Origin of the sequence: Dorea sp. AM13-35 (genome assembly GCF_003473885.1) — a bacterium.
In the GTDB taxonomy this organism is placed as follows: domain Bacteria; phylum Bacillota; class Clostridia; order Lachnospirales; family Lachnospiraceae; genus Dorea_D; species Dorea_D hominis.
Genome location: NZ_QUCZ01000001.1, coordinates 140,114 through 160,589 on the forward strand (window position 1 = coordinate 140,114; position 20,476 = coordinate 160,589).

Sequence of the window (20,476 nt, forward strand, 5' to 3'; positions counted from 1 at the left end):
ACCAAAAATCCTTTGTCATTTTTGATTTTCTAATGTATCTTAATATATAATTCATAAAGTTGGTGTGGAATACAGATGAGATTATGGTATAATCATAGTAATGTGCATAAATTATTAAAAAGGAGAAGAAAAGATGCAGATGAAAAAACAATTAAAACGTATTTTAGCGTTTGTTATGGCGTTCACTTTCATAGTGTCTACACAGGTACACGCCGCAGATGGCGAAAGTAGCGCACTGATGGATATCAAATCTGATGGATATGAGATTCAGATTGCTGATTCCGCCAGTATCACATATACTGGTAAAGAAGTCACACCGGCGATTAAAGTTGTGAGAACAGATGAATCAAAAGAAGAAACAGTTCTTGATGAGAACAAATATGAGACTGCATATTCTGATAATGTGAATGCAGGAACTGCCAAAGTTACTGTAAAGGGAAAGGAAAATGAAGGCGTTACCGGAGAATTAACAAAAGAATTTACAATTTCTCCGGCATCTTTGAAAGATGCAGCGGTTACAGTGGCAAACAAGTCAGCTACATACACAGGAACAGCCGTGAAGCCTGCAGTTACAGTAGAACTTGGTGGTAAAGTGTTAAAAGAAAATACCGATTATAAAGTGTCTTATGCGAATAATAAGAATGTCGGAACTGCGGAGATAACCGTAACCGGAATCGGTAATTATACAGATACTGCCAAAGCGACATTTTCGATTGTAGTTGGAACTTCTGATATCAAGACAAGTTCTGTATACAATAAGGTTAGTCTTTCGTGGGGAAAGGTTACAGGAGCTTCCGGATACAAAATCTACCGCAGTACATCAAAAGACAGTGGATATAAAGCGATAAAAACAGTTAAATCCGGAGCAACAGTAAATTATAATGATACGAAGGTTACTTTTAATCAGACGTATTATTATAAAGTGCGTGCATATCGTATAGTTGGAGATAAAGCAGTATTTGGAGAGTATTCACCAGTTTCGAAGCAGAAAGTAAAAGTAGGAACTTCTTCAGTAAAGCGTACTGCATCTGCATCTACGACATCTTACAATGCAGTTACTGTAAAGTGGAGTAAAGTCAATGGTGCAAATGGCTATAAAGTATATAGAAGTACATCTGTAAATGGAACTTACAAGGCATTAAAAGTTGTAGCAAATGCAACCTCATATACAGATAAGACAACAACATGTGGAACTACTTATTACTATAAGGTGCGTGCATATCGTCTTTCAGGAAAGACAAAATGTTACGGTGATTTATCAAAAGCAAAATCCGGTCGTGCACTTCCGGGAACAACAACGATTAAGGCAAGTTCTGAGTGCTTTCAGACAAAGGTTAATTTAAAGTGGGTAAAAGTATATGGCGCGAGTGGATATGAGATTTACAGATCTACGTCAAAATCAGGGAAATATACACTTGTAAAGAATATTAAAAGTGGACGTACTGTAAAATGGACTAATTCGGGCCTGAAAAAAGGACAGTATTATTACTATAAGATTCGTGCATATCGTACAGTAGATGGCAAGAAATTATATGGCGGATATTCTAATCGTTTCCGTAAAGGAACGGCAGGATGGAAATATATAAACGGATTAAAATTATATTATGATGCGCAGGGAAAACTTGTAAAAGATGTCAGCAAGATTATCGGAAAACAGTCCTCTTATGTGATCAAAGTTAATAAAAAGATGAATGTTGTTACTGTTTATGCAAAAGACGGAGATAACGGCTATATTATTCCGGTAAAATCATTTGTATGTTCAGGCGGTGCGGCAACACCGGTAGGTACATTCTATACACCGGCAAAATATCGCTGGCAGACGTTGATGGGACCATGCTATGGACAGTGGTGTACAAGAATTCATGGCGGTGTATTATTCCATTCAGTGTTCTACAGTACAAGAAGCAATTCTACATTAAGTGTGAATGCTTATAATAAACTGGGAACAACCTGTTCGCATGGATGTGTAAGATTAAGAGCGGGAGATGCAAAATGGATTTATGATAACTGCCGGTTGAGAACAAAGGTAATTATTTATAACAGCTCTTCGGTTGGTCCGTTTGGAAAACCGAAAGCAGCAAAACTTGCATCATGGCATACATGGGATCCGACAGATCCGACAGCAAGAAGCAAATGTAAAGCTCGTGGATGCCACTAAAAGAATCAAAGAAGAATATGAAAATGGCTACAGACTATTGAAAGTTTGTAGCCATTTATATTATAATACAAAAGTATGTGCAGAATCATTTCTAATGAGAAATAATTATAGAAATAACAGGAGATGCTTTATGAACGAAATAAGATATGAAATAATTATCACATTTCTTGAAAATGCAGATAAATTAAAGAAAACGGTACAAAGCTGTGAAAATCAGATATTAGAGAATGACAGAATTATAATTGTTGGAACCGGTAATCTGGAACAGATAAAATCATTAAAAGAGATTAAGAAATATAAAAAACAGATTACATTCAAACAGACAGCCACCGTTGCGGATGCTTATAATGAATGTGTGAGAGAAAGTGAGTCACAGTATACAATTTTCATGAAAGAAGGAGACTGGCTGGGTGAAGGGTTTCTGAAACATGCAGCCAGTGTAATGGAAGATGAAAAAGAACAGCAGATAGAAGAACCGGAAGCGGAATCAGAGTCACAAATTGAATCAGAGGATGAACATGAGGAAGAACATAAGACGAAAGGTGTAGTATTACAGAACGAAATTATGAATCCGGGAGAAGTATCTGTTCTGCTCCCTGTACAGTATTGTGATAATCTGCTGGTTTCTGAAAAGCCTAAAAAACATATTTTAAGTAAAAAAGTAATTAAAGGAACTTATGGAGTAGATATTACAAAGAATTACTGGGCACTGCAAACTGCTTTGCCAGGTGCGGTAATACGGACAGTATGTTTAAAAACATATACCTTTAATACTGAAATCATGTTTGAATATGACACGGATGTGTTGCTGCGCATTTTGAATAATGAAAAAAAATATCTGGTAACAGACAGGGCAGAGTATTATTATTTTGATCCGAAGGAGAATCAGGTATTATATCATATTCCGGCACATTATCCACAGTGGTATGAAGAATCGGCAGAAAAATATTTATTACCATTATTAAGGGATTCAGAAGATAGTCTGTTTATACAAAATTATGCAGTATATTATATCCTGAATCGATTCTTATGTAATCTTGACAATCGTAATAAAAAACAGCTTCTTGGAAAGAAGTTTGATAAATACTTAGAGGTAGTAAAAGAAATTTTCGAATTTGTTGATGATTATTATCTTACGAATCAGGATCTGCATAAATATTTATCAAAAAATCCGCAGATTTTATGTATGTTCCTTCGAATCAAATATGGAATTGATAATGTGAAATATGAGTATCGACAGGAGATTGATCCGGAGACAGAGGAAAAGGATCTTGTGATGTACTTTAATGGAAACAGGATTTCTTCTGTGAATAGTCATTATTTTTCAATCGGTATGATGAATTATGTAGATGGCAAAGTCTGGCTGGATGGTTCTCTGATCAGCATATTTGCGCAAGGGGGAATTGATTTTTATGCTGAATTTAACGGAAAGATGATAAAGGTAGAGGATACAGATTCTTATTCCCTTACAAAATATTTTGGAGTTCCGGCTTACAGAAGAATTACTTATCATCTGGAATTGCCGTTGAATCCAAATAAGAAAAATCAGGCAGTACGGTTTTATGCAAAAGATAAAAATGACAAATATCAGTTGAGAATTACATTTTCGGATCACTGGGCGAAATTAAGTAAAATACCAAGATATTCCTACTGGCATTTTAATAAATATTTATGCCATCATGCGGAAAATTCGATTGTATTTAAAAAAGCAAATATTGTAAATGTTTTGAAAAGAGAGATACAGTTCCAGTTGAATCTGCTGAAGATCAATTCTAAATACAGCCGCCATGCATTGGTGCTCCGGTGGTTATATTGGATTACAAGACCATATTTTAAAAAGAAAAAAATCTGGTTGATGTTAGACAAATTATACAAAGGAGGAGACAGTTGCGAATATCTGTACCGCTATTCGGCAAAATTAGAAGATGGTGTTACAAGATATTATGTAATTGATAAGAAAACGCCGGATTATAAAAAATTGAAAAAAGACGGATATAAGCCATTGGCAACAAATTCGCTGATGCATCAGCTTGCATTTTTAAATGCAGATCTTGTATTGATCACAAATTCACATTTGTTCCCGTTTAATGGATTCCGTAAAGAAAAGTCCAAATATTTCAGAGGACTTTGCAATTTTTCATCTATGTGTCTGCAGCACGGATTATCTGTGCAGAAGTGTGCAATGGCACAGAGAAGGATTATTGATAATACGACAGGATATTTCCTGGCATCGAAATATGAATATGAAAATCTCTCCAAACATGCATATGGATATCAGAATTTTGATGTGTTGAAATTAACAGGAATCGGACGATATGATGGATTGATCAGTAATGACCAGAAACAGATTTTGCTTTCACCAACCTGGAGAATGTACAATGCGCTTCCGGTAACAACGAGTGAAGGTGATCAGAGGGGATATAATCCGGAGTTTAAAAACTCTACATATTACCAGGTGTATAATAATCTGATCAATCATAAACGATTGATTGACTGTGCAAAGAAGACAGGATATAAGATTAAATTCTTACTGCATCCGATTTTGAGTTCACAGGCAGATGATTTTACACCGAATGAAGAAGTAGAAGTAATTCCATCTGTTGGAGATTTAAGCTATGAAAAGATATTGACAGAATCTAGTTTGATGGTTACGGATTATTCAGGAGTTCAGTTTGATTTCGCTTACATGAGAAAGCCGATTGTTTATTTCCACCCGGAAGAACTGCCACCACATTACGAAGATGGAATCTTCTTCTACGATACAATGGGATTCGGTGAGATTTGTACGAAGACAGAACAGCTTGTGGACCTGCTGTGTGAATATATGCAAAACAATTGTGTTATGAAAGAAAAATATGTAAAGCGCGCAGATGATTTCTTTGTATATAAAGATCATAATAACTGTAAGAGAATTTACAAAGAGATAATGAAGAGTCAGAAACAGATTGATATAGACAAAATGCGAAAGTAACAGGTGTGTATTATGAAAAAACATTATTTTGCATATGAAATGTTCTCGAAATACAGGGGAGCAATTATGGGAATACAGATTTTATTGATTGTGTTTTTCCATTTTACAGAAGATTGCAAGGGATATAACGTCAGATATTCTGGTATAGTTTACTGGTTTTATAATTATGTTAAAAGTTCCGGAGTAGATATATTTCTTCTGGTATCAGGTTTAGGACTTTATTATTCCTGGAAGAAGAGGGCAGAGCTGAAATCGTTTTATCAGAGGAGATTTGTAAAAATACTGATTCCATATTTTCTGGTTGCGGTACCGGCATGGATATGGCTGGATCTGATTGAAGAACATAATGGATTAGTACAGATGTTTTCGGATCTATTTTTTCTTACATTCTTTGCTGGAGAAAATAAATGGTTCTGGTATATATTATTATGTGGTTTTTGTTACCTTATTTTTCCATATATATTCGATGTGATTGAGAAAGTCCGGGATCATACAGAAGCAAAGATGCGTGTACTTGTATTGTGCCTGACAGCTACAATTGTTACAATGATGCTGCAATTGTATGCAAAAGATCTGTATATGAATATCAGTATTGCAACAAAGAGGGTTCCGGCATTTATAATCGGTGTATATATTGGAAAATTAGCCTGGGAAAAGAAGGGAAAACCCATATGGAGCGTCTGGTTACAGCTGATACTTTTATGTTGGATGATGATTCCATTGCAGCTATATAACAAAAAGATAATGGGAGTATATTTACTTGCATTGATGAATTTGACAATCTGCGAGATTCTAATGTTGCTCTTTGAATGGACAGAGAATAAATCTTCTGTGATTTTAAAGTTGAGAAATGGTATTTTGGCAATATTAAACTGGTTTGGTAAATATACGATAGAGATTTATTTGATACATGTTGCATTCAGAAAAGTATTTAAGACTTTGGATTATCCTACATATCGATTAAAATATGAAGTAAGTATGCTTTTAATTTCATTTGTTCTTGCAGTTGCCTTGAAGTATTTGGATCTTTTCATGGAGAAAAGAGTACTTCTGAGTTTACAAAAAAAATAGCTTGAGAATTACGAAAGACTTTTTGACGAAAATTAATTGTCCAAAAAGTCTTTTTTGTCATAGCATCCGGAGGAAGCTGCCATTGGCAGGTTCTGTAGGTTATAACCACAAAATGAGAATAAAAATATGTCAGAATATACTAACAGAAAATATTATTCTTAATATTTTCTGAAAATCAAAAAATATATAGAGGGTTTGTGTTAAAATGCTACAATGGATGTTTTAGGAGAAAGGAAAAGTGGAATGAGTAATTATAAAAAAATATTTTGTATGAGTGTTTATAAAATAATTACGATTATAACATTTTGCGTGTTGTTGATGATAGGGAGTGGAACGATTTTTCATGCTCATAACAGTGTGTTTATGTTTGTTTTACAGCCAGCGGTAAGGATAGCATTTTTAATAATATTAATTTTGACGGTTATAGGCAGTTATGTTTTATTGTTCCGTTTTTTTCAAAATGCTTCAAAAAAGTCAATTATAATAGCTACGCTGGTAATTGTATTCATGATGTTACTTGTGTATGGAATAATTCTGTATAATATTCAGCCATTTGCTTCATCGGATGCTTATAATGTACAGGATCTTGCACTTTATTTGGCGAAGACCGGGAAACATCGAGTGTCTGCGGATGCGCCTCATGCAATGGAATATTTTGGATATTATGCTAATAATTATTTTTTAACAATTTTATTAGCAAAATATTTCAGGATTTTGTTGTGGCTTGGAATTCAGGATATATATATTCCATTATATATATTAACAATTGGAGGGATGCTTGTTGGAACAATGTTCTTGTATTTGACAGGAGTATATGTGAAGGGAATTCGTGGTGGAGCAGAGATTTTGGCACTTTGTGCAGGTAATCCACTATATTATATATTGCCGCTGTGGGCATATACAAATGCACTTTCAGTACCATTTACTGCTGCTACAGTATACTTTGCTATTCGTCTGTTGCATGAAAAGGGAAGAAAGGGCAGAGGTATATCTGCAGCTTTATTTGCAGGAAGTCTTGCAGTTGGATATTATATACGACCGACCGTTGTGATACCGGCTATTGCTTTTTTAATATGCCTTATTGTAGAGCTGATTGCAGGAAAACGTCAGTGGAAAGAGGTAGGAGAATGTGTTGGAATTGTAATCGTGGTTTCAGCGATTACAATGGGTGGAATTTCAAAGATAAATCACAGATATTTTTCGAAGGTATCTGATCAGAATATTCCAATTACACACTGGATGATGATGGCATCTCATGGAACTGGTGAACTTGATATTGCAGATTATAAATATACGATACAGTTTCCGTCAAAAGAGGAGAAACAGAAGGCTGATTTAAAGCGGTTAAAAGAGAATTATGAAGCATATTCGCTATCGGAGCTGTTTGATTTTATAAATAAAAAATTAGATATTTCCTGGTGCTATGCTGATGGAAATGATCTTTTGGAAAAGGTTTCACAGAACCGGAAAAATACAGTTATTTACAACTGGATTCTTGGAAGTAAATCGGATTTATTCCGAACATATTGTTATGCTTTTCGTATTGCGAATATAGGGATGGTTCTGCTTGTATTATGGAAGATGCTGAAAAAAAGAAATCAGGATGTAAATCAGGTGTTTTATACATTATCATTTTTAGGTGGTGTATGTTTTTACAGTATATGGGAAATAAAAGCGTCTTATGGAATGCCATTTCTTATGTTTCTTTTGCTCCTTGGAAGTTATGGAATGGAATATTTAGCAGAGCAGATGAAAGAAAAAAAGAAAAAATGTATTTGTATAAATGAGGGAGGCAAAAACTTCTGGCAGAAAACAACAATAATTATATTTATCGTGAGTGTTTCAGTAATGATGTATGCAGAAATCAGTCAGTCTGTAACGGTACATAAAGAATGGGAAGTCCATTGTGCAGATATAGGATCTGTAAGAAAAATAAAAGGATATCAGAAACGATTCCGTCTGGAGCAGATTTTTTATGCGGACAGACCATATAACAGAATCGTTCTCATGGCTGGCGCAAAGGGAAAAGCCAAAGAGAATAATGCAAGTATATATGTGAAATTGACGGACACTTCCGGAAAATTGTTATATCGTGGAGAAATTGCAGCAAAAAATCTTTCCAGGCAGCAGGAAGTTGTATTAAAAATTCCGAAAGTTTCACCAGAAGGTAAAAGAAAATATAAATTAACAATATGGAAGAAAAATGAGTACGCAGGAAATTTAAATATCTGGAAACGGAAAGAAGGTGTGCTCCATAGTTATAAAGGAGTGATGAAAATTTCCGGCGATAAAATGAAGTCAAAGCTGTATCTGGGTGTTTATCTGGAAAAGCAGGAAGCATGGTGTTCTGGAAGAACGGCTTTTGTTATATGCTTATGTTTTTGCGTGCTTGCATCTATGGTATTTTTGTGTTGCCCGGAAACATGCCTGAATAAAGTGAAAGAAAACGGATAATGTTAGATCATTTGGGAGAAAAAGATTATGTCTGGAAGCCGATATATAAATTAGAAAAACCTGAACATCCAAATGGATTGGGTTATTATAATTCATATATTTATATGGTGGCTGGAGATAATAGGATATGATCTTGATAGACCGTCGACAGATTATTCGTTTTATGAAAATGTAATAAAAAGGGAGCGGAACGATTAAGTCGCTCCCTTTTCCACAATTTCTGAAGATAATATTAAGAATTGTTGAAGCTTTACAGAAGATGGACATATAAATGGAAAAAGTGTGCTAGACTACGAAAAGAACAAATCATAGAGGTATAAAATACGAGAGTAGAAAGACATGCATACTTTTAGAATGAAATTACAATTGAATCTATATAAAGCCGTTATGGCATTAACATTATTTTTTATTGTATTTATAGAAGCAGGGACAATCGTGACAGCACAAAGCCAGGTGTTTGCAGATATTTTGTCACCGGTAATGCGGTTGCTGTTTCCAATTCTTGTTGCATTGTTGCTTGGCAGTTCTCTGCTCATCCTTTTCAGATGTTTGGACAAGATGGGAAAAAAGGGACTCTGGATATACACGGGTATATTATTTGTGATATTATTAGCTGGTTTCGGAGTTATTCTTAGTAATTTTCTTCCATTTTCGTCTACAGATGCATATAACATGCAGGATATGGCAATGTATCTCGCAAAGACAGGAGAAAAGCCGATTTCTGATACAGCACCGCATGCATCTTATTTCGGAATGTTTTCCAATAATTATTTCCTGACTGTTATATTTGCAAAATTTATCAATATGTTGTCCCGTGTCGGGATCACAGAAGTACAGTTTGCTCTGTTAGCTTTATCTGTGGCAGGAATGATTATTGCGACGATATTTTTATATTTGACAGGAATTCGTATCGGAGGTTTAAAAGGCGGAGCGAAAATTCTGACATTATGTGTGTTGAATCCGATTTATTATATTTTGCCAATGTGGATATATACCTGCTCATTTTCCATCCCTTTTACGGCGGCAGTAATCTATTTCGGAGTCAGACTTTTGAAAGAAGAGTCATGGAAAGACAGAGTTATTTCTGCAATATTGTTTGCTGTATTCGGAATAACCGGTTATTATATCCGTCCAACGGTAGTGATTCCGATGATTGCATTTGTTTTCTGTTATATTTTGGATTATCTTATTGGAAAAAAGAAAATAAAAGAAAGTATACAGAGCTTTGGAATCGTACTGCTTATAGGAATTGTAGTTTCGCATGGCATATCGGGATTAAACCAGTCGTATTTTGAAACAGTCTCAGCACAGAATTATCCAATTACACATTGGTTAATGATGGCGTCGCATGGAGACGGAGAGCACAATAAAGAAGATTATGCTTATACACATCAGTTCAGGACAAAAGAAGAGAAAACACAGGCGACAGTTGACCGGATGATAAAAAATTATAAAAGTTACAGTTTCAGTGAACTGATGGCTTTTGAACAGAAGAAACTTATGGTTTCATGGTGTTATGCGGATGGAGGAGACCTGATAGAAAAAATTTCGCAGGATCAGAAGAATACACCGCTGTACACATGGATATTAGGAAGCAGATTCGATCTGTTCCGGGCATACTGCTATGGATTCAGGATCTCTAATATGGCTTTTTTGTGTCTGGCATTATGGAGACTGCTGAAAAGGAAAAAAGAAGATATCCTTCAGGTATTCTGGGCAGTATCTATATTAGGTGGAATTCTTTTTTATTGTATCTGGGAAATAAAAAGCTCTTACGGTATGCCATTTGTGATGCTGTTTCTATTATTGGGAATGGCAGGGATTGATGAGAGTAAGGAAAAGTTATTTCAGAAAAGGGATGAGAAATATGCATATAAATGTGGCTGGACAGAACTGGTGCTTCTTGTGTGTGTGATCTGTATCTGCCTTGTAAGTGGAGAACAGATGAGAAAATCTAAAATTCCTGTGTATCAGTGGAGTGTGCACTGTATTAATGGAACATCTGCAAAGAAGATGGAAGATGTAGGAAAAACAGTCCATATAAATCAGAAGTTTGAGGCATTACATTCATTTAACAGAATTGGATTGATCGTAAGTGCCGGAGACCGTGCAAAAGAGTTTAATGATATTTTGCAGGTACAATTAACAGATGAGAAGGGAAACCGGATTTACCGAGGAAAAATACAGGCTGATAAGGTGGGAGAGCATGGAAGTGTCATACTTAAATTTCCAAAAGTAACACCAACTAAAGAGAATAAGGATTATCATTTACGAATCTGGAATAAAAAACCTCATAAAGGCAAATTACGGGTGTGGTATAGAAAAGAGTTTTATATGCACAGTTATAAAGGGAAATTGGAAGTAGATGGAAGAAATCATTTTGAAAATTTGTATCTGCAAGTGTATAAAGAGACAAAAGAGCCGTGGTGTGACAAAAAACAGATGCTGGTAATAGCAGGAATCTTTTTACTGTGGACAGCAATTGTTCTGGTAATAATACCTAAAAAACGCTGCAATGAAAATGTTGAGAGAGGAGAGCGATAGCAGATGAAGGCAGAAACAAATATGGAGAACAATATAGAAATAAAGAATATCAGAGAGAAAACACCAACTCTTTATATTGTGATTCCGTGTTACAATGAAGAGGAAGTACTGCCGATTACCAGTAAACAGTTTCTGGCAAAGATTCAGCAGTTAGTAACAGAAGAAAAGATTACAGATGACAGCCGGATATTATTTGTAAATGATGGATCAAAAGATTCAACATGGGATATTATCCGGAAACTCTCAGCAGAAGATCCGCATTATATTGGAATCTGCCAGAGTCGGAACCGAGGACATCAGAATGCTGTACTGGCAGGTCTTATGGAAGCAAAAGACCAGTGTGATATTACAATTTCGATTGATTGCGACGGACAAGATGATATTAACGCCATGGATCATATGGTAGATGCGTATCTGGATGGCTGTGAAGTTGTGTATGGCGTACGTTCAAAACGAGATACGGATACAGTTTTTAAGCGGTTTACGGCAGAAGGATTTTATAAGTTATTAAACTGGATGGGAGCAGAGGTTGTTTATAATCATGCAGATTATCGCCTGATTTCCAGTCGTGTATTACAGGAATTTGCGAATTATAAAGAAGTAAACATTTTCCTTCGTGGCATGGTTCCACTTGTTGGTTTTAAAAGTACGTCTGTATATTATGAAAGAGCAGAGCGTATCGCCGGAGAAAGCCATTATCCTTTAAAGAAAATGCTTGCGCTTGCCTTTGATGGGATTACAAGTCTGTCAGTGAAGCCGATTCGATTGATCACTTCCTTTGGCTTGCTTGTCGCAAGTCTGAGCTTTATCGGAATCCTTTGGGCAGTGATCGGTGCGCTGGTTGGAGAGACCACTCCGGGATGGGCAAGTGTAACCTGTATTGTATGTTTTATTGGTGGAATCCAGATGCTGTTTCTTGGTGTGATCGGAGAATATATCGGAAAGATTTATCTGGAGACTAAGCATCGCCCACGTTACATTATCAGTGAGCGTACTTACAAAGATACAGATGCCAAGCAGGATATGGGAACTGATAAAAAGTAAAATGAGAGAGAATAAAAGGCAATAGAAAAAGAAAACAAAAGAGGGAAGAACGAAAATAAGATGAAGAAAGTAATTGATTGGGTAACAATAAAATTTTTGATCGTCGGAGTGATCAATACACTGGTGGGATCAGCGGTAATGTTTTTGCTGTATAATGGATTCCATACCGGATACTGGATTGCTTCCGCGTGCAATTATATTATAGGAAGTATTGTAAGTTATTTTCTGAATAAACATTTTACGTTCCGGAGTAAAGAAAAATCACTTCGCGAAGTGATAACATTTGCTGTAAATATTGTAATTTGTTATGTTCTGGCATATGGTATCGCAAAGCCATGTGTATATCAGATCTTCAGCGGATATGGCACAAAGATACAAGATAATATTGCCATGTTTGCAGGAATGTGTCTGTTTGTGGGACTGAATTATTTTGGACAGAGATTTGTAGTTTTTAAAGGTGGAAAAGAATAAATTCCACCTTTTTCCTATAATTAAAATATTTTATAGAAAATGCCAATACAGCTTCCTGAAATTTGACAATAACCGCATTGTTACGGTATTCTGTTTTAGTAAAGCTATTATCTGAAAGAAATTGTTAGAAATAGTTTCTGCAGATGATTTGGGTGTAGGGAAATAGAACAGGAGATAATAAATATGAAGAAACGGAATATACTTGTAGCAATGATGACAGCACTGGCACTTTGTGTGACCGCAGTTCCGGCATCTGTATATGCGCAGGATGCGACGGCAGAAACAACAGTAACACAGGAAACGGAAAATACAGAAGCTTCTAATGTGAACGGAGCAGACGATCCGGGAGCCGGAAGATTAGCCGGACATATTGCACCGGAATTTTTTGGTGAACAGTCAATGGCAAGAACAACGGCGAACTATGAGCATGCAGATAAGTTCAAGAGCGGTTATACAATCCAGACCGGAGTCGATGTATCCAAATGGAATGGAAAGATTGACTGGGGCAGAGCGAAAAAAGCCGGAGTTAAGTTTGCGCTGGTGCGTATGGCTTACCGCGGATATGGCTCTGCCGGATCCATGGGAATCGATGAAACAGGTGTGACAAATCTGAAAAACGCGCTTGCAGCAGGAATTCCTGTAGGGGCATACATATTTTCACAGGCAACGACGGAAGCAGAGGCAAAAGCAGAAGCAGATCTTCTGATTTCCCAGGTAAAAGGATATAAGATTACACTGCCACTGGTGATGGATTTTGAATATTACAGTGATAGCGGGAAGAATGAAGGACGTCTCTATGATGCCAAATTAAGCAAATCAAAGGCAACTGCCATATGCAATGCATTTTGCGCGAGAGTGGCATCTAAAGGCTACACACCGATGGTATATGCAAATGCTGATATGTTGAAAAATAAGTTAAATGCATCTGATATCAGCAAAAACTATATGATCTGGCTTGCCAATTATACATCTAAAACGACGTATACCGGAGATTATAATTTCTGGCAGTATTCTGCGGCCGGAGCTGTGGATGGAATCAGCGGAAGGGTGGATATGAACTTCCGCTACATAAAAAAAGATACTTCAGACACAACAGCATCCGGAACATTGGAGACTCCGGCTCTTAAAGCATCCGGAAAGAATTTTTATACGGTAAAATTATCCTGGAGTAAAGTGAACGGAGCAAGCGGTTATAAGATTCAAAAATACAATAGCTCAAAAAAAGCCTACGAGACAATAAAGACGATCAGCAATGGTTCTACAGTGTCCTACAATCATACAGGTTTAAATGCAGCGACGACATACAAATATCGTGTCCGTGCATATAAGAAAGCAAACGGAACAACAGTGTACAGTTCCTATACTTCGGCTGTGAAAGCGACTACGAAAAAAGCGGTTTCCGGAAAAATCAAAGGCAGTAATGTAAATTTCCGTAAAGGCGCATCAATTTCTAAAGCAAAGATCGCGCAGTTGAAAAAAGGAAAAAATGTTACTCTGACTGGGAAGAGTGGAAGCTGGTATAAAGTAAAAGCAAGTATAAACGGAAAGAGTAAAACAGGCTATATTTTAGATGATTATGTGAAGATCACATCGCGTCAGGCAAAAGTAAATGCAACGAATGTCAATGTGCGTAAAGGTCCGGGAACTTCTTATAAAAAAGTGACAACTCTTACAAAAGGAACAAAGATTTCGGTGATAGGAACAAAGGGAAGCTGGTATAAAATCTCATTTTCTGTAAAAGGCAAGAAAAAGACAGGCTATATGTTGACAAGTTATGTAAGTATATTGTAAATTAAAAATTAGTTTAACTTTCATGGAATGACAGGCAATACCAGAATATGAGGAGATTATAAAAGGAGAATGAAAAAGAGAACAAGAATACTGGCGGCACTTCTGACAATGTGTGTAAGTATTTCCATGCTTCCGTTTTGTACAAAAGCCGCAGAGATACCTGAAGATGGTGACCCGGGAGATTATCGTCTGAACGGAAAGATTGCACCGGAATTTTATGATACACCTGCTTCGGCAAAAGCAAGAGCAGTGATCAACAATTCGAAATATCAGCATGCGTCTAAGTTTAAAGACGGATATGAGATCCAGACCGGAATTGATGTATCTTATCATCAGGGGAATATTGATTGGAAGAAAGTAAAGGCTGCCGGTGTGCAGTTTGCGATCATCCGTGCGGGATACCGCTCTTACGGAGAAGGAAAATTATATCCGGACAAGCAGGTAGATAATTATATTCCGGCAGCGATCAATGCGGGCATCCCGGTTGGCGCTTATATTTTCTCACAGGCGATCACAGAGAAAGAAGCGAGAGAAGAAGCGGATTATATTATTTCAAAAGTCAGCAAATACAAATTAAAGCTTCCGATTGTCCTGGATTACGAATATGTAACGCCGACGCTGGGAAGACTGGCAACTGCGAAACTCAGCAGAGCGAAGAAGACGAAGATCTGCAATGCGTTTTGCGCAAGAGTTGCATCCAAAGGCTACACACCGATGGTTTATGCGAATCGTTCGATGCTGACAAATGATATGTATGCAGATCAGATCGATGGTAAATATAAGATCTGGCTGGCACAGTATAATACGAAAGTTACTTATGGAAGAACATACGAATACTGGCAGTATAGCCCGACTGGAAGAATAAGCGGAATCAATGATAATAATGTAGATATGAATTTCCGTTATGTAAAACAGCAGGAAACTTTGAAGATAAAAAAGACAACACAGGACAGTATTACGATGCAGTGGGATCCGATCGAGCATGCATCCGGCTATGAAGTTTTCAAGAAAAATACAGCAGATAAATACGTAAAGATTGCAACGATCGAAGATGCGGATGCAACAACTTATACAGATACCGGACTTGGAAAAGGCGAGGCGGGAACTTATAAAGTGCGTGCATTTTTAGAGGAAGATGCAGGGGAAGATTACAGTCCTTTCACACCGGCAGCTACAGGTGTAACCGGAATTGACGGCACCGCACTTTCAGCAAAAGGAACAGCACTGAATCGGATTTCACTTGGCTGGGAACAGGCAGCAGACGCAAGCGGATATATTATACAGCGTTATGATTCTGTGAAGAAGTCTTATACTACGATAAAGACCGTTACAAGTCCGAAGACGTTATCTTATACAGATGCGGATCTGGATGCTTCTAAGACCTATACATACCGGATTCGTGCATATAAATCGGTAAGTGGCGTAAAAGGATACAGCGGGTATACAGAAGCAAAAGCGGTAACGAAGAAAGCAGAGACAGGAAGAGTCAGCGTTTCCAGTGTGAATTTCCGCAAAGGACCATCTACTTCTTATAAGAGCCAGGGAACTCTTACAAGAGGAAAAACAGTATCGGTAACAGGAGCACGCGGCGGCTGGTATAAAGTTACAGCGAAGCTGAACGGAACGAAGAAGACGGGATATGTAATGAAAAGCTACATAAAGACCGGTGCGGGAGCACGCATTGGTTTTCCATCTCTTAAGACACAGGCTGTTTCAAGAAGTAAAATAAAACTAAGCTGGAAACAGATTATAGGTGCGGATGGGTATGAGATTGTCCGTTATAATACGAAGAAAAAAGCGTATAAGAAGATAAAAACGCTCACGAATCCAAAAACTGTTTCTTATACGGATAAAGGACTGAAAAAGCGTACAAAGTACAAGTATAAAATACGTGCATATCAGAAGAACGGGACGAAAAAGGTTTATGGATTTTACTCGAATCCGAAGAATGGCATGACAAGATAAATTTAAGAAGAAATGGGGTACAACATGGCAGGAAAGAGGCGCAGAAGACGCAGAAGAAGAGCAGGAAACTGGTTCTCGCGTCTAAGCATAGGAAAGAAGATTGCACTCTGTATGGGAAGTTTGGTGCTTTGTCTTGCGGCAAGCGGCGTGATATTTGTGGCAGCCAAGCTTGGCAAACTTGACACGGAGGAAATCGATGCGGCAGATATTCAGGTGAACAAAGAAGCAGAAGAGACCGGGGAAGGTTATACGAATGTAGCACTTTTCGGAATCGATTCCAGAAGCGGTGAGCTGGAAAAAGGAACCAGAACAGACTGTATTATTGTAGCAAGTCTGAATAATAAGACAAAAGAAGTACGTATGTCCAGTGTTTACAGAGATACTCTTCTGGACATCAAAGACGGACACCTGCAGAAATGTAATGCAGCATATAGTTTCGGTGGTCCGACACAGGCAATCAATATGCTGAATAAGAATCTGGATCTGGATATTGAAAAGTTTGCAACTGTGGATTTTGCAGCTATTTCAGAAACGATAGACTTACTTGGTGGTCTGGATATAAATGTGAAAAAAGAAGAGATCCAGTATCTGAATAAGTTTGTTGGTGAGACAGCCAGAGTTGCAAAGAAAAAGGCAAAGAAAGTTACCAAGCCTGGAAAACAGCATCTCAATGGCGTGCAGGCGACAACCTATGCACGTATCCGTTCAACAGCGGGCGGGGATTTCACACGAACGGAGAGACAGCGTCTCGTTATCCAGAAGATCGTTGAGAAGGCACAGAAATCAGATTTTGCTACGATCAACAAGATCATTGATAAATTACTTCCGACAATTAAGACAAACTTTTCAGCAGCAGAGATCCTCTCTTATGCGAAAGATTTTACAAAGTATAAGATCGGTGCCTCATCCGGATTCCCATTTGAAAAAACGACAGATACGATTTCCGGACTGGGAAGTATCGTTATTCCGGTAAAACTGGACAACAATGTAAAAGAACTGCATAAGTTTCTGTATGATGATGAAAATTACAAAACATCCAGTGAAGTGAAGACAATCAGCAATGCAGTTGTTGCAAGAGTCGGACAGAGACAGGCAGAAAGCAGTTCGACGTTGAACAGTAAGACATATAAGACAGCGCCGGAAGATAAGGCACAGGAGTCGAATAAGTATACACCGACAAGGTCTTATAAGAATAACAACAGCAGTTACCATAATAATACGAACAGTAATCGTAACAACGGAAACAGCGGTACAAACAGTAATAAAAATAACAACAGCAATAAGAATAACAATTCGGGAAATCATTCTGGAAATACCGGAGGCAGCACAGGTGGAAATACCGGAGGCAACACAGGTGGAAATACCGGAGGCAGTACAGGCGGAAACTCTGGAAGTAACACCGGAGATGGAAACAGTGAATCCGGAGGCGGAAGCAGTGAATCCGGAGACGGCAATACCGGAGGCGGAAGCAGTGAAAACGAAGCAGAATAAGTAAAATAATAAGGAAAGGGTGTACATAATTGACATGTACATCCTTTTTTTGTTAGAATAAACACAAAAAAATGTAGAAAAACGGGTGGAAAAACGATGTATGATTATTTAATTGTCGGATCTGGTTTATTCGGATCCATTTTCGCGTATGAAGCGGGAAAAAAAGGAAAACAATGTCTGGTAGTGGAGAAAAGAGATCATATTGGTGGAAATATTTATACAAAAGAAGTTGAAGGAATTCAGGTTCACCAGTATGGAGCGCACATTTTCCATACAAGCAACAGAGAAGTCTGGGAGTATGTACAGCAGTTTGCAGAGTTCAATCGTTATACGAACAGTCCGGTAGCGAATTATAAAGGAGAAATCTATAATCTTCCATTTAATATGAACACATTCAATAAACTGTGGGGTGTTGTGACACCGGCAGAGGCAAAAGCGAAGATTGAAGAACAGGCAGCAGCTTATCGCACAGAGCATCCGGCGAATTTGGAAGAACAGGCACTCAACCTGGTCGGAAAAGATATTTATGAGAAACTGATCAAAGGATATACAGAGAAGCAGTGGGGGCATCGCGCAACAGAGCTTCCACCGGAGATTATTAAACGTCTACCGGTGCGGTATATTTATGATAATAATTATTTTAATGATATTTATCAGGGAATCCCGATTGGTGGATATACAGCTATGATCGAGAAGATGCTTGCAAAGGCAGAAGTAAGACTTGGTGTGGATTACCTGGAACACAAAGACGAACTGGATGCACTTGCAGAGAAAGTAGTATATACCGGCCCGATCGATGCATATTATGGATATCAGTTCGGAGAACTGGAGTACCGCAGTGTTTCTTTTGAAACGGAAGTACTGGATCAGCCGAATTATCAGGGAAATGCAGTTGTAAATTATACGGAATACGAAGTACCGTACACAAGAATCATTGAACACAAGCATTTCGAGTTTGGCACACAGGATAAGACAGTCATATCCAGAGAATATCCTGCAGCATGGAAGAAAGGTGATGAGCCTTACTATCCGGTAAATAATGAGAAGAATAATATGCTGTATCATTCTTATGAGGAACTTGCAAAGGAAGAAAAGAAAGTCATTTTTGGAGGAAGACTTGGAACATATAAATACATGGATATGCACCATGTCGTAGCAGAAGCTCTTCGGGTTACGAAAGAAGAGTTAATTTAGGTTGCACTTTTTGCGAAAATATAGTAATATATTGTAGTATTTTGTATAAAAAGAAAAGTGAGGCTTGATATGGCAAAGAAGAGGAATCAGAGAAACCTTAAAGCAGTGCAGGCTGCCAAGGCCAGAAAAAAGCGAAGGAACAGAAGAAGAAGGCGTGCAATCGTACTGGCAATCGAAGTGATCATATTGCTCGCATTGTCCGCAACAGCTTTTGTCATGGCGAAGTATGACAAGTTCCAGCGTGTAGAGATTAACTCAGATGATATTAAAATCAATTCCGGAGTGAAGAAGGAAGGATATACAACAGTAGCGTTATTCGGAGGCGACTCCAGAGAAGGAGAACTGGAAGCCGGTACGCGCACGGATACAATCATAGTTGTAGCGCTTGACCACAAAGAAGGTGTGATCCGTATGGCGTCCATTTACCGAGATACGCTTCTGCAGCAGGATGATAATACCTATAATAAAGCGAATCATGCATATTTTTCAGGCGGTCCGAAAGCAGCAATCAACATGCTGAACAAGAATCTGGACCTGGATATTCAGGATTATGCAACCGTCGATTTCAAAGCAATGTCTGATGTGGTAGATATGCTTGGCGGAATTAAGATACAGGTAACCGATCCGGAAGCGAAGATGCTGAATAAGTATGTCGGTGAGACAGCAAAAGCATCCAAGAAGAAGGCGCATAAGTTAAATGGCGGTGGTGTCTATACACTGGATGGACCGCAGGCTGTAACATATGCAAGACTTCGTAAGCTGGAAGGCGGAGATTACAAGCGTACAGAGAGACAGCGTCTTGTGATTAAGAAGTTGTACGAGAAAGGTATTAAAGCAGACATTGGTACACTTAATAAGATTGTGGATAAGATATTTCCGCAGGTATCTACGAGTTTTTCGCTGAAAGAAGTACTTTCGCTTGCGGCGAGTGCCTCAAGTTATAAGCTGGGTGACAGTCAGGGCTTCCCGTTTGAGAAGACGGATGGAATTATCTACAGGACTGCAGGAGATGTTGTTGTACCGCTTGGACTGGCTGAGAATGTAGAAGAATTGCATAAGTTCCTGTACCCGAACGAGACAAAAACGGTATCTTCTACAGTGCAGATGATTTCAACAGAGATTTCCAATCTGACGAATGTTGTACGTCCGGCGAATATGAATACAGAAGAAGAGACGAATACAGATAATAACAGTAATAGTAACAATAACAATAACAGTAATAAACCGGTGATTACAAACTCAACCAGTGACTCCGGAAATAGTAAAAGTAATAATAATACAACTGGTGGCGGGACAGAATAAAAGTTGATTTAGGAGGAATA

The 20,476-nt window shown here is 37.8% G+C and carries 12 protein-coding genes; all 12 read left to right on the forward strand.

The genetic code is table 11. The annotated features are described in order from the left end of the window. Positions 1–133: 133 nt before the first annotated feature. Entirely contained in the window at positions 134–2,158 is a 2,025-nt protein-coding gene (locus DW152_RS00600; protein WP_243059730.1) for a L,D-transpeptidase family protein, read from the forward strand. Between the two features lie 130 nt (positions 2,159–2,288). Next, positions 2,289–5,129, forward strand: coding sequence for a CDP-glycerol glycerophosphotransferase family protein (locus DW152_RS00605; protein ID WP_243059732.1), 2,841 nt, complete (start codon positions 2,289–2,291; stop codon positions 5,127–5,129). Positions 5,130–5,195: 66 nt separating this feature from the next. Beyond that, positions 5,196–6,200 (forward strand): acyltransferase family protein, encoded by a 1,005-nt coding sequence (locus DW152_RS00610; protein ID WP_158570009.1) that lies wholly within the window; start codon positions 5,196–5,198, stop codon positions 6,198–6,200. A gap of 519 nt (positions 6,201–6,719) precedes the next feature. After that, positions 6,720–8,654, forward strand: coding sequence for a hypothetical protein (locus tag DW152_RS00615; protein WP_147363191.1), 1,935 nt, complete (start codon positions 6,720–6,722; stop codon positions 8,652–8,654). Between the two features lie 339 nt (positions 8,655–8,993). Further along, positions 8,994–11,198, forward strand: coding sequence for a hypothetical protein (locus tag DW152_RS00620; RefSeq protein WP_147363192.1), 2,205 nt, complete (start codon positions 8,994–8,996; stop codon positions 11,196–11,198). A gap of 21 nt (positions 11,199–11,219) precedes the next feature. Then, on the forward strand, positions 11,220–12,242 hold the full coding sequence (locus DW152_RS00625) for a glycosyltransferase family 2 protein (protein ID WP_118287918.1): 1,023 nt from the start codon (positions 11,220–11,222) through the stop codon (positions 12,240–12,242). A 60-nt stretch (positions 12,243–12,302) separates the two neighbouring features. Next, entirely contained in the window at positions 12,303–12,713 is a 411-nt protein-coding gene (locus tag DW152_RS00630) for a GtrA family protein (RefSeq protein WP_021861623.1), read from the forward strand. A 183-nt stretch (positions 12,714–12,896) separates the two neighbouring features. After that, positions 12,897–14,504, forward strand: a complete 1,608-nt coding sequence (locus DW152_RS00635; protein WP_118287749.1) for a GH25 family lysozyme — start codon at positions 12,897–12,899, stop codon at positions 14,502–14,504. Positions 14,505–14,573: 69 nt separating this feature from the next. Continuing rightward, positions 14,574–16,469, forward strand: coding sequence for a GH25 family lysozyme (locus DW152_RS00640; RefSeq protein WP_118287750.1), 1,896 nt, complete (start codon positions 14,574–14,576; stop codon positions 16,467–16,469). A gap of 24 nt (positions 16,470–16,493) precedes the next feature. Continuing rightward, positions 16,494–17,960, forward strand: coding sequence for an LCP family protein (locus tag DW152_RS00645; RefSeq protein ID WP_118287751.1), 1,467 nt, complete (start codon positions 16,494–16,496; stop codon positions 17,958–17,960). 96 nt (positions 17,961–18,056) lie between these two features. Beyond that, positions 18,057–19,154 carry a UDP-galactopyranose mutase gene (glf, locus tag DW152_RS00650; protein ID WP_118287752.1) on the forward strand — a complete coding sequence of 366 codons (1,098 nt, stop codon included), beginning with the start codon at positions 18,057–18,059 and terminating at the stop codon, positions 19,152–19,154. A gap of 69 nt (positions 19,155–19,223) precedes the next feature. Next, entirely contained in the window at positions 19,224–20,456 is a 1,233-nt protein-coding gene (locus tag DW152_RS00655) for an LCP family protein (protein ID WP_118287753.1), read from the forward strand. Positions 20,457–20,476: the final 20 nt, after the last annotated feature.